The following is a 12849-nucleotide window of genomic DNA, read 5'->3' on the forward strand; positions in this document are numbered from 1 at the left end:
ACGTGGTGGCATGTCCGAGACGCCGGTCCACGGCGCGCACGGCAGGCCGCCCACCCGCGCGGAACGCTGGGCGGCTTTCAAACGGTCACCATTCCTGCCCGCGATCGTGCTGATGTTCATCATCTCGGCCGCCGCCGGGCTGTTCGCGGGCTCCTACACCTACTCCATGGCCAACCCCACGCCGCACTCGGTCCCGGCGGCGATCGTGGGGAACTACCGGCCGGCGGGCGCCAAGGCGTTCATCACCGGGCTGGAGAAGGCGCTGAACGCCTCGGTCAAGATCTACCCGTACGAGAGCCGGGCGGCGGCCGTCGACGCGGTGGACGCCCAGCGGGTCTTCGCGATCTTCGAGTTCCGCGACTCCGGCCGGGAGGTCACCGTGGACGTGGCCGACGCCTCGGGGGCCTCGGTGGCCCAGCTGCTGGCGCAGACGACACCGGAAGTGGGCCGGGCCACGGGCGTCTCCGTCACCGTACGGGACATCAAGCCGCTGCAGCGCGGCGATCCGCGCGGGCTGGCCGTGTTCTACATCTCGATCGCCGCCGTGATCCTCGGGTTCGTCGGCGCCGTCCAGCTCAGCGTGCACGCGGAGGCGCTGACGCCGCTCGAGCGGATCGGCTTCACGGCGGCGTACTCGCTGCTCGGCGGGTTCGTCATCGTGGCGATCGTGACCTGGCTCCTGGAGGCCCTGCGCCTGCCCTTCGTCCAGTCCTGGCTGATCCTGTCGTTCACGATGTTCACCTGCGGCATGGTCTTCACGATGTTCAGGACCTTGTTCGGGCGCTGGGCGATGCTGCCCACGTGGAGCCTGATGGTCCTGCTCGGCAACCCGTCCTCGGGAGGCGCGGTCTCCTGGGCCCTCCTCCCCTCCCCTCTCGGCACCATCGGCCGCTGGCTTCCGCCCGGCGCGTCGGTCAACGCCCAGCACACGGCGATCTACTTCCCCCACCACCAGCACGCGTTCCCGTTCCTCGTCCTCGGGGGCTGGTCGCTCGTGTCCTGCGCCGTCTTCTGGACCTGGCGGCACCGTCACCCCGGAGGCCGCGAGAAGAGGCCCGCGCACGCGGCGGGATGACGCCCTCTCAGCCCTGCGGGGACCGGAGCGCGGCCATGATCCGGTCGAGGGCCGCCAGGTCCTCGGGGGCGAGGGCGAGCAGCGAGCGTGGCGGCCGGGCCAGGATGCGTTCGGCCTGCTCGGCCGCTGCCACCCCGGCCGGGGTGAGGGTGACGATCTTGCAGCGGCGGTCGTCCGGATGGACACTGCGCTCGACGAAGCCGCGCCGCTCCAGATCGTCGACGACCAGCGTGGTGTACGGCTTCTCGGTGGCCAGCCTGCTGGTCAGCTCACGCATGGTCAGCGGGCCGGGCAGCAGCCGGCGCAGCGCCTTCGCCCGAAAGAAGCTCATGCCGAGGGTCTCGGCGACCTCCTTGCGCCGGTCCTCCTGCTTCAGGACGAGCGAGCACATCGCCGCCCAGACCCGGGCGACCGCGTCCGGGTCGACGCCGGGAGCGGCGTCTAGGGCACCGGGCCTGGTGTCGTCCGGCGCTGTGTCTTCGATTCGCTCGCTCATGCGGCCTCCTTCGTCGGAGGAGTGACCGGAGGCGCTGTGCTCCCGATTCGCTCGCTGCGCTCGCTCATGCGGTCTCCGCCGTTCCGGTCGAGCCGTGGATGAGTCGCTCGGCCGTGCGCTCGGCGGTCCGCCTGGCCCAGCGACCGGTGGTGAGGATACCGAGGAGAAGGATCGCGGCGCCGCATCCGACGGCGACCCACCAGCCGACGTGGCTGGCGGTCGGGAACCCCGTGCGCAGCGGCCCGTGCACGGCGGACATGGCGAGGGAGCCGATGACGGCGACGCCGAGCGACTGGCCGATCTGCCGGCTGGTGGACGCGACAGCGGCGGCGACACCCGCCTGCGTGCGCGGCATCCCGGAGACGGCGGTGTTGGTGATCGGGGCGTTGAGCATGCCGAAGCCGAGGCCGAACAGCACGTACGCGACCATGAGCCGCCAGAGCGGGGTGTGCGCGGTGAGGCCGGTCAGCATCAGGGCGCTCAGCGTGATGGCCGTGCCGGCGACGATCAGGGGCAGCCGCGGGCCAGCGCTGCCCACGATCCGCCCGGACAGCGGCGCGCAGACCGCCGTCAGCCCGGCCATCGGCAGGGTGAGCAGTCCGGCGTGGAGCGCGGTGTGGCCGAGCGCGTCCTGCAGGTAGAGCGTGTTGAGGAACAGGAAGCCGCCCAGCGCGGCGAAGCCGCAGATCGCGATGACCGTCGCTCCCGCGAACGGGGCACTCCGGAAGAACCGCGGGTTGATCAGCGGTTCGGCACGCCGCAGCTCGTACGGCAGGAGGCAGGCCAGGGCGAGGGCGGCGCCGAGGAGGCAGCACAGGGTCTGCGCGGAGGCCCAGCCGGCGGACGGCGCCTCGATGATGCCGTAGGTGAGGCCGGCGAGCAGCGCGCAGATCAGGAACTGACCGATCGGGTCCAGCGGGCGGGCGCGCGGCGCGCGCGACTCCGGCACGAACAGCGCGCACAGGACGATCGCGAGCAGGCCCACGGGGATGTTGATCCAGAAGATCGCCTGCCAGCCGGCCGAGGCGACCAGCGCGCCGCCCACCACCGGGCCCATGGCCATGCTGAGACCGACCACGCCGCCCCAGACCCCGATGGCCCGCGCGCGCTCCCGGGGGTCGGTGAACGTGTTGGTGATGATGGACATGGCCACCGGGTTCATCATCGAGCCGCCGACGGCCTGCACGACGCGGGCGGTGACGAGCCAGCCGAGGCTCGGGGACAGCGAGCACAGCAGCGAGCCGAGGGTGAAGAGCGCGAGACCCGTCTGGAAGGTGCGGCGCCGGCCGACGCGGTCGGCCGTGGAGCCGGAGAGCATGAGCAGCGCGGCCAGCACGACCGTGTAGGCGTCGATCACCCACTGCAGGCCGGAGACGGAGGCGTGCAGATCGTGCTGCATGGACGGCAGTGCGATGTTCACGATCGTGTTGTCCAGCCCGACGATGAACAGGCTCATGCAGCAGATCCCCAGGATGAGCCAGCGCCGACGCCCGCCCGGATCCTGGTGATGTGTACCGCTACGAGCGGTGACGTCATCAGTTATAGGCATATAACCATTATGCACGCTAACTAACTCGACGGCGAGCACGGGAAGCGGCGGAGGCGCCGGGGGCACGTCCTCCCGGCGCCTCCGCCGCCCCAGGCGGCGATCAGAGGTGATGGCGCAGGCGAAGGGCGGCCGGGAAGGGTGCCAGGTAGGTCTGGTCCGCGGCCCAGGCGAGGCCCTCCCCGCGGGCGTGATGGCTCAGCAGGGCGATGGGCACGCTGAGCGGCGCGCCGCCGAGGCGGTACTCCTCGATGCTCGCGACGATGTCCTCCCGCCGCGTGGCGTCGAGCACCTCGCTGATCTGGCCGAACACGTGCTGGAGCGCGTTCGCGTTGCGACCCCGCGTGGCCTTGCGCGCCAGCGCGGCGTCGAACAGCTCGCGGTAGGCGGCCTCGATCTCCGCGCGCGGCCGGTCGCCGGCCCGCGCGACGACCCGCCCGATCAGCCGGTACCCGGCGGGGTCGTGCGCGAGGATCTGCACCTTGTGACGGGTGTGGAAGGCCACCAGGTCACGCGGGCGCCAGTCGCCCTCGAACAGCGAGCGCAACCGGGCGCGGGCGAACACCCGCTCGACGAACGCCTCACGGAGCCCGGCGTCGTTCAACCGGCCCTCGTCCTCCACCGGCAGCAGCGGGTCCGCGTCGATCAGCCGCGCGGCGTACACGCCCCGGCCACGCCGGTCGGCGGGCCGCCCGTCCGCGGCGTAGCGCGGGATGCCCCGGACGCCGCAACTCGGCGACTTGGCCTTGAACACCTGACCGTCGAGGCCCGAGGCCAACGGCAGGGCGGCCATCGCGGCGGTGTGGTCGGCGGCCAGGCTCCGGCTGACCAGCCGATCGTCGGCCGTCAGCCGCAGCGTCTCCCGCGGCGTCCCGAGACCGATCTCCATCTCCGGGCAGACCGGCACCCAGTCGACGTAAGGGCCGAGCTCGTCGGTGAGGAAGCGGCAGCGGCTGTGCCCGCCGTTGAACCGGACCGGGTCGCCGAGCAGACAGCTCGACACCCCGATCCGCGGCCGGCCGACCGCGTCGCTCTCCGGAGCCGTCATACGCCCCACTGTATTCCGGCCCCGCACGACCACCCGGCACCCACCGGGATCTGGGACCGCCGCCCGTGGCGGCGGTGGCCGGAGCGTTTCGACCGGCCGGCGCGACCGATCACCGCAGGACGCCGGTGTGACCGAGGGAGTAGCGGCCGGGCTGGGGGTAGACGCAGAGCCCGTGCGGACCTCTGCCGACCGGGAGCCGGCGGAGCAGCCGACCGTCGGTGGTCGAGATGGCGTAGACCACGCCGTCGTAGCGGCCGGACAGCCACAGGATCCTCCCGTCGGCCGAGACGCCGCCCATGTCCGGTGAACCGCCTCCGGGCAGCCGCCACGTACGGGCGACGCGCCGGTCGGCGAAGGACAGCAGCGAGATCGACCCTTCGCCCCGGTTGGAGACGTACAGGTACTTCGAGGCACGGTCGGGGTAGAGCCCGTGCGCGCCCCGGCCGGTACGGACGAACCCGATCTTCCGGAAGGTCGCGGCGTCGATCACCCAGACGCCGTCGGCCATCATGTCGGCGACATAGAAGACGCTGCCGTCCGGGGCGAGCTTGACGTCCTGGGGCATCGAGCCGCGACCGAGTCGCAGCGTGCCGATCACCTTCTGCCGGCGGGTGTCGACCTTGAGGAGGTCGCCGGAGAACTCGCACGCGGTGAGGAAGAAGTCACCGGCGGCGGAGAAGTCCGCGTGGTTCGGGCCCCGGCACGGCACGTTCACCCGGTGCACCGGCCGCATCGTACGGGCGTCCAGGAAGTCGATCCGCTGCAGCCGCTCCGCCATGACGATCGCGAACCTGCCGTCCGGGGTGAAGTACAGGTTGTACGGGTCCTGCACCGGTACCGGCCGACCGGGCCGGCCGGTGCGCGGATCGATCGGCACCAGGTCGCCCGAGTCGTTGTCGTTGACCCACAGCGTCTTCAGGTCCCAGGACGGCACCACGTGCTGCGGGGTCCGCCCGACCCGGAACCGTCCGACCCTCTTGAAGGTCCGCTGGTCGAAGACGATGACGTCATCGCTCCGGCTGTCGGGCACGTACACGCGCGGGGGGAACCCGCGCACGACGGGACTGAGCATGCCGGGCCGATCGTGGGCGTAGACGTCGGGCCGGGTCACCCGGGGCGCGGCCACCGGTCGTGGTGGCGCCTGCGGAGGACGCTGCCGGACCGCGTCCGACGCGCACCCGGCCGCCAGCGCCGCGACGGCCGTCACGAGCACACGTCTCATCATCTGGGCGACTCAACCACCTGATCACCGGGCATGGCGGGAGCCTATGAACGCGAACGCAAAGCGCTTCCCTGCCCTGTCCCCCGTGTCCCACCGGTGCGGCAAAAACGCTCTCCGGGGCTCCCGCACCGCGTCAGGCGGGCCCGCCCGGCCGGTTCCCATCGCCCCCATCTTCTACTATCGTTGTAGTAGTCTTCTTCCGGAGAGGCTCAGCATGCTCGTCTCCCTGCTTCTCGGCAGCGTCGGCCTGGCGCTCCTCTGGTACCTGCAGCTCGCCCCGGTGTTCGTCGCCCGGCGGGAGCGGGACCACGGGCCCACGACCGGCCGTGGCCTGCCATCGGACGCTCCCCGCGCCGGCGGCCGAGGCACGAACGGCGGCTGACCGACGGCGCACGTCCAGGACCAGAAGCAATCGCCGACTTCGGATACGTCGCCGTCCTCCTCCTGATGGCGGCCGCGCCCGGTATCGCCGGACACGTGGTCGGGCGGAATCGGCAGCGTGTCGCCGACGCCTTCCACGACCCGTCGATCGACCACGCCGCCGGTCGGCCCAGGTGAGGCGCGGGGCCGTCCATCCCGGGATGTAGCCGTACATCGGACGGTGGACCTTCGCGACCTGCCGGAATCCTCCGCAGGGGCGACGATCCGGCCGGGTGCGGGACCTACCGTTTCTCCCCGAAACCCCGCCGACTCTTCCGAAGGAACCGATGATGATCGAGGCCAAGGGCCTGACCAAGCGCTACGGCGAGAAGACCGCGGTGAACGACCTGTCGTTCACCGTCCGACCGGGGGTGGTCACCGGGTTCCTGGGGCCCAACGGCGCGGGCAAGTCCACGACGATGCGCATGATCCTCGGCCTGGACCGGCCGACCTCCGGCTCGGTGACCGTGAACGGCCGTTCGTACGCCGAGCACGCGGCACCGCTGCACGAGGTCGGCGCGCTGCTGGAGGCGAAGGCCATCCACACCGGCCGGACCGCCTACAACCACCTGCTCGCGCTGGCCGCGACCACCGGCATCCCGCGCCGCCGGGTCGACGAGGTCATCGACCTGGTCGGCCTGCGGGAGGTCGCCCGCAAACGCGCCGGGGGCTTCTCCCTCGGCATGGGCCAGCGCCTCGGCATCGCGTCGGCGCTGCTGGGAGATCCGAAGACGCTGATCCTCGACGAGCCGGTCAACGGGCTGGACCCCGAGGGAATCCTGTGGATCCGCAACCTGCTCAAGGACCTGGCCGCCGAAGGACGGGCCGTCTTCGTCTCCTCGCACCTCATGAGCGAGATGGCCCTGACCGCCGAACACCTCATCGTCATCGGCCGTGGCCGGCTCATCGCCGACACCTCCGTCGCCGACTTCATCGAGCGTGCCTCCACGGGCCGCGTCAAGGTCCGCTCCCCCCAGGCCGCCCGGCTGCGGGACCTCCTCGCCGGCCCGGACGTCACGGTGGCGAACACCGAGGAGGGCACCCTGCTCGTCAGTGGGCTGACCAGCGACCAGATCGGCCGGATCGCGTCGGACAACGGCGTCACGCTGTTCGAGCTGGCTCCGCAGCAGGCCTCGTTGGAAGAGGCGTTCATGGAGCTGACCGGCGACTCCGTCGAGTACCGGGCGCCCGCCCGCACCGCAGAAAGGTCCGCGGCATGACGACCGCCACCACCGCCACCGTGCACCCTGGCAGGGTCACCCAGGTCCGGGTGCTGAACTCCGAATGGATCAAGCTCAGGACCCTGCGCTCCACGTTCTGGTCGCTGTTCGCCGCGATCGCCGCGACCATCGGGCTCGGTCTGCTCTTCAGCTGGGGCTTCGCCAGCCGCGTCGGCGACCACGCCCGTCCCCTCCACGACGCCGCGACCATGGCGGTGACCGTGCCGCTGCGCCCGTACGTGATCGCTCAGCTCGCGGTCGGCGTGCTCGGCGTCATGGTGATCACCGGCGAGTACTCCACCGGGATGATCCGCGCCACGCTGTCCGCCGTCCCCGGCAGGCTCCCCGTGCTGTGGGCCAAGGCGGCGGTGTTCAGCGTGGTCGTGCTGGTCCTGATGGAGATCGTGTCCTTCGTGACCTTCCTGGGCGGCCAGGCGATCCTGTCCTCCCAGCACGTCCAGGCCACGCTGTCCTCGCCGCAGGCGCTGCGGATCGTCACCGGGGTCGGGCTCTACCTCACGGTCGTCGGTCTCCTCGGCACCGCGCTCGGCGCCATCATCCGCAGCACCGCCGGAGCGATCGCCGCGCTGTTCGGCATCCTGCTGGTCCTACCGGTCCTGGGCGAGGTCCTCAACCTCACGTCCTGGGGCAGGCACATCACGCCGTACCTGCCGAGCAACGCCGGCGGCGACCTGCTCACCAACGCGCCCGACCCCGGATCGCTCGGCCCGTGGACGGGCTTCGGCGTCTTCGTCCTGTACACCGTCATCGCGATGGCGGTCGCCGCGTACCTGCTCAAGCGCAGGGACGCCTGACCCTCGATGACCGACTCGCCCCAGGTCGGCCCCGGCGCGCTCGTCGCGCGCTGGGGCCCGCGCGTCCGTGCGCTCACCGGTGGGCACCCCACCGTGGTCGACGGCGCGTTCGCCCTCGCGCTGTTCCTGATCGGGGCACCCCATCTGATCAAGGACCCGCCACAGCACGTGCTGCTCGGCTGGGTTCTGCAGGTCGCGCTCCTCATCCCGCTCGCCTGGCGGCGGCGCGCGCCGTTCACCGCCTTCGCCGTGGTCGCGGCGCTCGCGTTCGTTCAGTGGCTCGGCGGGGTGCTCCTGTCGGTCGGAGACCTCGCCGTACTGATCGCGCTGTACTCGGTGGCGGCCCATTCGACGCTGCGCCGGCTGCTCGTGGCCGCCGGCGTCGTGGAACTCGGCGTCGCCATGGCCACCGACCAGTGGGTTCCGCGGGTCCACCTGTGGAAGGCGTTCGTCCTGCTGTCCGGGATGACCACCGCCGCCGCCGTGATCGGGCTGAACATGCGCACGCGCCGCGCCTACCTGGCATCGCTGGAGGACCGCGCCGCCCGCCTCGAGAGGGAACGCGACCAGCGGGCCCAGATCGTCGCCGCCGAAGAACGCGCCCGGATCGCCCGCGACGTCCACGACATCGTCACCCACAGCCTCTCGGTCATGGTCGCCCTGACCGACGGCGCCGCCTACACCCTGCCGACGGCGCCGGAGCGGGCCGCCGACGCCGTGTCCAAGGCGTCGGAGATCGGACGCCAGGCCATCGCGGAGATGCAGCGCGTCCTCGAGGTGCTCCGCCAGGACGAGCCCGCCGCTCGGCTCAGACGTCCGCAGCCCGGGCTGGGTCAGCTCGACGCGTTGCTCACCGAGGTACGCGCCGCGGGGCTCGCGGTGGAGTTCGTGGTGGCCGGGCGGCCGCCCGCCATGGCCTCCGGGGCCGAACTCGCCATCTACCGCCTCGTCCAGGAGGCGCTCACGAACGTCCGGAAGCACACCCCTCCCGGGACCACGGCACGGGTCCGGATCGAGTACGCCCCGGAGCGGGTGGACGTCGAGGTCACCGATGACGGGCGGCCGGTCGCCGCCGTTCCGGCCGGCCGGCGGCGCGCCGGACACGGCATCGCCGGGATGCGCGAACGCGTCGCCGTCTACGGCGGCCGGCTCACGGCCGGCCCGCTGCCCGATGTCGGCTGGCGGGTGCACGCCCGCTTCGAGCCGTCCCAGCTGGAGGTCACCCGGTGATCAAGGTCCTGCTCGTCGACGACCAGCCGCTACTGCGCATGGGGTTCCGGCTGGTCCTGGAGACGCAACCCGACATCACCGTCGTCGGTGAGGCCGGCGACGGCGCCGAGGCCCTCGCCGAGGTGGCCTCGGGTGCCCCCGACGTCGTGCTGATGGACGTACGGATGCCGGGCATGGACGGTCTGGAGGCCACCGAGCGGATCGCCCGTGACCACGCGGCCTCGCGGGTCCTCATCCTCACGACGTTCGACCTGGACGAGTACGCCTTCGCCGCCCTTCACGCGGGCGCCGCCGGTTTCCTGCTCAAGAACGTCCAGCCCGCCGAACTGATCGCGGGCATCCGTACGGTCGCCGCGGGCGACGGCGTCGTCGCGCCCCGCCTCACCCGGCTGCTCATCGAGACGTTCACCCGCCAGAACCCCGCGCGGCCGGGCCCGGCCGACGATCCGCGGCTCGCCCGGCTCACCGACCGGGAGCGCGAGGTGCTGATCGAGATGGCCAGTGGCCTGTCCAACGCCGAGATCGCGGTGTCGCTCGGGCTGTCCGAGGCGACGGTGAAGACGCACGTCAGCCGCATCCTCCCCAAGCTGGGCCTCCGCGACCGCGTCCAGGCCGTCGTACTCGCCTATCAGACCGGACTGCTGCGGCCCACCTGACCACCCCCACCAGATGAGAACACGAGAACACGAGAGGACGAGGTCGACGAGCCACATGGCGACGAGTCAACTGCGAAACAGCCCCCGCGCCGTCAGCCGGCGGACGATGAGCAAGGTCCCGGAGGTGACGGCCTACTTCTGGATCGTCAAGGTCCTGACCACCGGGATGGGCGAGACGACCTCCGACTACCTGGCCCATCGCCTCGATCCGATCGTCGCGGTGGCCGTGGCGGGCATCGTCCTGGCGGCCTCACTGGCGCTGCAGTTCTACGTCCGGCGCTATGTCGCCTGGATCTACTGGACGGCCATCGTCCTGGTGAGCGTGTTCGGCACGATGGCCGCCGATGTGCTGCACGTCGCCCTCGGCGTTCCGTACGTCATCTCCACCGCGTTCTTCGTCGTCGCCCTCGCCGCGGTCTTCGCGATCTGGTACGCGAGCGAGCGGACGCTGTCGATCCACAGCATCGTGACGACGCGGCGTGAGCTGTTCTACTGGGCCACGGTCATGACCACGTTCGCGCTCGGCACCGCCACGGGCGACATGACCGCGGTCACGCTCCATCTCGGCTACCTCGCCTCGGGCGTGATGTTCGCCGTCCTGATCGCCGTTCCGGCCCTGGCCTACGGCCTGCTCGGGATGAACGCGATCGCCGCCTTCTGGGTCGCCTACGTCCTCACCCGGCCGCTCGGCGCGTCGTTCGCCGACTGGCTGGGCGTATCGCGCGACCGAGGCGGCCTCGCCCTGGGCACCGGTCCGGTCAGCCTCGTCCTGGCGTTGATCATCTTCGGGTTCGTCGGCTACCTGAGCGTGACTCGCAGGGACACCACCGCCGGCCGGCGGGGAGCACACGCGTCCGGCCGGTGATCGACCGGAACAGCCGGGCATCAAGTAGTACTATCGCGGTAATACTATTTGAATAGTAGTTGTTCGACCGGTCGCTGGCTGAGTCGGCTCGGCGTGAACCCCCGTCAGTTCGGCGGCTCCGAGGCCCGGAGCCGCCGAGCTGATGTCCGCTCCCTTGGAGATGCCGCGCATGAAGATCACGTTTCTTCTCAAGTCCGCCTACGGCATGGGTGGCACGATTCGCGCCACCCTCACTCTGGCCGGCCACCTCGCCATGCGACACGAGGTCGAGATCATCACCTTGCACCGGCAGCGGGCCGATCCGTTCTTCGCCATCGATGAGCGGATCGGCGTCCGCACGCTGATGGACCTTCGCGAGGGAGTACGTCCCGGTCGCCTCGATGCCCGGCTGGGCCGGCACAACAGCCGGCTGGTGCCCCGCAGCGAGAGGATCTGGCCGGAGGTCACGTTGCGCGGTGACTACCGGATGTGGCAGGCGTTGCGCGGGCTGGAGACCGATGTGCTGGTCACGACCCGCCCGGCGTTCAATCTGCTGGCCGCCCGGTTCGCCCCCAGCGACGTCGTCGTGGTCGGTCAGGAACACCTTCACCTGGACGCGCACCGCCCGGGCCTGAGGGAGCACATGCGCCGCTGGTACCCGCGCCTGGACGCCCTGGTGACCCTCACCGAGGCCGACCGGCGCGCCTACACCGGCTTCCTCGCCGACGCGCCCACCCGTCTGGAGGTCATCCCCAACGCCCTGCCCACGGGCGCCAAGCCGCTCTCCGGCCTGGACGCTCCCGTGATCGCCGCGGCCGGCCGGATGGCCAAGGTCAAACACTACGAACGACTCATCGCCGCCTTCGCCAAAGTCGCCGCCACCCATCCCGACTGGATCCTGCGCCTGTACGGGACCGGCCCCGAACTCGACAGGCTGCGCACCGTCGCCGCGTACCACGACCTGGGCGACAAGGTCGCGTTCATGGGTCGCACCAAGGACGTCTACGCCGCGTTCGCCCAAGCCTCCATCGTCGCGCTGTCCTCCTCCTTCGAAGGCTTCGGCATGACCATCATCGAAGCCTTCGCCTGCGGCGTCCCGGTCGTCAGCTTCGACTGCCCCCAGGGCCCACGTGAGATCATCACCCACGGCCGGAACGGGCTCCTCGTACCCCCGGGCGACGGCGACGCCCTGGCCGACGCGCTCGGCCGGCTCATCGACGACCCCGGCGAGCGCCGCGCCATGGGCGCGGCCGCCCACGAGGCCGCCGCCCGCTACGACATCGCCACCACCGCCCGGCAATGGGAGACCCTGCTCACCGACCTTCGCGCCGCCCCCGCGAAAGGCCGCGTGCGTCGATAGGTCGCGCGGTGGGACCGCGGCCGGGACGGTCGTACCAGGAAGGTCGCGGGTCCGCGGTCATGGGCCGGTGATCGTCCGGACGGCGGCGACGTACCGGCGCACCGCCGGGGCGGGCGGCTCGCCGGCCGGCAGCTCGACCACGAAGGCGCTGTCGGGCACCACGGTGTTCTCCCATCCGGTGGCGCTGCCGGGGTAGTCGGTCAGCGGCCGGGCGGGCAGCCCCACCTGGCGGGCGAAGCGCCGCGCGACGGCCGTCGGCCCCTCCGAGGTGTCGACGACGGCCATGTGCTGGTGGAACCAGATCCCCACGGTGGGCCTGACCCTGCGGATCAACGCGGCGGCGGCCTGGGACTCCGGCTCCGACAACGCCCCGGTGCCCGCGAAGAACTCCGAACCCGCCGGCCCCAGAGACCGCCATCGAGCGGGGAAGTTCCGGTTGAGGTCGACCCCGTGGGCGTTGCCGCGCGTACGGGCGGCGACCCCGTCCGGGTTGAGAACCGGGATCACCCACAGGTCGGTGTGGGCCGGGGCGGGACCCTCGATGAGGGCGCGGGCGACCGCGATCCCCGCCGGTTCGTCGCCGTGCACGCAGCCGACCACGAGCACCTTGCGCGGGGCCGCCGGGTCGCCCGACTCGACCGCGACGAGCGGGCGGCCGCGTACGGACCTGCCCAGGGAGAGGGTGCGGTGGACCGTCGCGGGCGGGGAGGCGGGGCGAGGCGTCGTCGCGGTGTCGCCGGGGCTCGCGCAGGCGCACGGCGGGATCAGCACCAGGGTGAACGCGATCAGCCGCGCCGTGCCGCCGCGGCCCCACCGGGGCCGGGCCGGTCCTCCCCTGGTCACGGTCGCCTCACCCCCTGGCGCACGCCGGCCGCCGGAGCGAACGGGAGGAACGCGCCGCTCGACCGCGGACTTCG

The 12849-nt window shown here is 71.8% G+C and carries 13 protein-coding genes; 8 read left to right on the forward strand and 5 right to left on the reverse strand.

The window, feature by feature from the left end; translation table 11 throughout:
- Positions 1 to 10: 10 nt before the first annotated feature.
- Complete coding sequence (locus tag AB0K82_RS32245; RefSeq protein WP_364404315.1) at positions 11 to 1075, forward strand: ABC transporter permease; 1065 nt, start codon at positions 11 to 13, stop codon at positions 1073 to 1075.
- Between the two features lie 7 nt (positions 1076 to 1082).
- Here AB0K82_RS32245 and AB0K82_RS32250 read toward each other — a convergent pair whose 3' ends face one another.
- The 4 genes from AB0K82_RS32250 to AB0K82_RS32265 form a co-directional block, all read right to left on the reverse strand.
- Positions 1083 to 1571: a MarR family transcriptional regulator gene (locus AB0K82_RS32250; protein WP_364404317.1), complete on the reverse strand. Its 489-nt coding sequence runs from the start codon at positions 1569 to 1571 to the stop codon at positions 1083 to 1085.
- A 64-nt stretch (positions 1572 to 1635) separates the two neighbouring features.
- Positions 1636 to 3120: an MFS transporter gene (locus AB0K82_RS32255; RefSeq protein WP_364404319.1), complete on the reverse strand. Its 1485-nt coding sequence runs from the start codon at positions 3118 to 3120 to the stop codon at positions 1636 to 1638.
- Between the two features lie 100 nt (positions 3121 to 3220).
- Positions 3221 to 4165: a DUF523 and DUF1722 domain-containing protein gene (locus AB0K82_RS32260; RefSeq protein WP_364404321.1), complete on the reverse strand. Its 945-nt coding sequence runs from the start codon at positions 4163 to 4165 to the stop codon at positions 3221 to 3223.
- Positions 4166 to 4274: 109 nt separating this feature from the next.
- Entirely contained in the window at positions 4275 to 5378 is a 1104-nt protein-coding gene (locus AB0K82_RS32265) for a YncE family protein (protein ID WP_364404323.1), read from the reverse strand.
- 223 nt (positions 5379 to 5601) lie between these two features.
- On the opposite strand from AB0K82_RS32265, the gene AB0K82_RS32270 reads away from it, so the two are divergent.
- The 7 genes from AB0K82_RS32270 to AB0K82_RS32300 all read left to right on the forward strand — a co-directional run bounded on the left by AB0K82_RS32270 (position 5602) and on the right by AB0K82_RS32300 (position 11932).
- Positions 5602 to 5769: a hypothetical protein gene (locus tag AB0K82_RS32270; RefSeq protein WP_364404325.1), complete on the forward strand. Its 168-nt coding sequence runs from the start codon at positions 5602 to 5604 to the stop codon at positions 5767 to 5769.
- A 328-nt stretch (positions 5770 to 6097) separates the two neighbouring features.
- Entirely contained in the window at positions 6098 to 7027 is a 930-nt protein-coding gene (locus tag AB0K82_RS32275; RefSeq protein ID WP_364404327.1) for an ABC transporter ATP-binding protein, read from the forward strand.
- A complete protein-coding gene (locus AB0K82_RS32280) occupies positions 7024 to 7842 on the forward strand; it encodes an ABC transporter permease subunit (protein WP_364404329.1) in 819 nt (272 codons plus the stop codon). The genes AB0K82_RS32275 and AB0K82_RS32280 overlap by 4 nt, the downstream gene beginning before the upstream one ends.
- Before the next feature lie 6 nt (positions 7843 to 7848).
- Complete coding sequence (locus AB0K82_RS32285) at positions 7849 to 9072, forward strand: histidine kinase (RefSeq protein WP_364404331.1); 1224 nt, start codon at positions 7849 to 7851, stop codon at positions 9070 to 9072.
- Positions 9069 to 9728 carry a response regulator transcription factor gene (locus AB0K82_RS32290; protein WP_364404333.1) on the forward strand — a complete coding sequence of 220 codons (660 nt, stop codon included), beginning with the start codon at positions 9069 to 9071 and terminating at the stop codon, positions 9726 to 9728. Before AB0K82_RS32285 ends, AB0K82_RS32290 begins: the two co-directional genes overlap by 4 nt.
- A gap of 106 nt (positions 9729 to 9834) precedes the next feature.
- A complete protein-coding gene (locus tag AB0K82_RS32295) occupies positions 9835 to 10593 on the forward strand; it encodes a hypothetical protein (RefSeq protein WP_364404335.1) in 759 nt (252 codons plus the stop codon).
- A 169-nt stretch (positions 10594 to 10762) separates the two neighbouring features.
- Complete coding sequence (locus AB0K82_RS32300) at positions 10763 to 11932, forward strand: glycosyltransferase family 4 protein (protein ID WP_364404337.1); 1170 nt, start codon at positions 10763 to 10765, stop codon at positions 11930 to 11932.
- A gap of 57 nt (positions 11933 to 11989) precedes the next feature.
- Here the strand turns inward: AB0K82_RS32300 and AB0K82_RS32305 are convergent, their stop codons facing one another.
- Positions 11990 to 12775: a M14 family zinc carboxypeptidase gene (locus tag AB0K82_RS32305; protein WP_364404339.1), complete on the reverse strand. Its 786-nt coding sequence runs from the start codon at positions 12773 to 12775 to the stop codon at positions 11990 to 11992.
- Between the last annotated feature and the right edge of the window lie 74 nt (positions 12776 to 12849).

It is taken from the genome of Actinoallomurus sp. NPDC052274 (assembly GCF_040679475.1).
GTDB classification, from domain to species: domain Bacteria; phylum Actinomycetota; class Actinomycetes; order Streptosporangiales; family Streptosporangiaceae; genus Actinoallomurus; species Actinoallomurus liliacearum.

Bases quoted from the DNA above. Each gene is read 5' to 3' on its own strand.
- AB0K82_RS32255 (WP_364404319.1), bottom strand. From the start codon at position 3,120: ATGCCTATAACTGATGACGTCACCGCTCGTAGCGGTACACATCACCAG.
- AB0K82_RS32250 (WP_364404317.1), bottom strand. From the start codon at position 1,571: ATGAGCGAGCGAATCGAAGACACAGCGCCGGACGACACCAGGCCCGGT.
- AB0K82_RS32245 (WP_364404315.1), top strand. From the start codon at position 11: ATGTCCGAGACGCCGGTCCACGGCGCGCACGGCAGGCCGCCCACCCGC.
- AB0K82_RS32285 (WP_364404331.1), top strand. From the start codon at position 7,849: ATGACCGACTCGCCCCAGGTCGGCCCCGGCGCGCTCGTCGCGCGCTGG.
- AB0K82_RS32275 (WP_364404327.1), top strand. From the start codon at position 6,098: ATGATCGAGGCCAAGGGCCTGACCAAGCGCTACGGCGAGAAGACCGCG.
- AB0K82_RS32280 (WP_364404329.1), top strand. From the start codon at position 7,024: ATGACGACCGCCACCACCGCCACCGTGCACCCTGGCAGGGTCACCCAG.
- AB0K82_RS32300 (WP_364404337.1), top strand. From the start codon at position 10,763: ATGAAGATCACGTTTCTTCTCAAGTCCGCCTACGGCATGGGTGGCACG.
- AB0K82_RS32270 (WP_364404325.1), top strand. From the start codon at position 5,602: ATGCTCGTCTCCCTGCTTCTCGGCAGCGTCGGCCTGGCGCTCCTCTGG.
- AB0K82_RS32260 (WP_364404321.1), bottom strand. From the start codon at position 4,165: ATGACGGCTCCGGAGAGCGACGCGGTCGGCCGGCCGCGGATCGGGGTG.
- AB0K82_RS32295 (WP_364404335.1), top strand. From the start codon at position 9,835: ATGAGCAAGGTCCCGGAGGTGACGGCCTACTTCTGGATCGTCAAGGTC.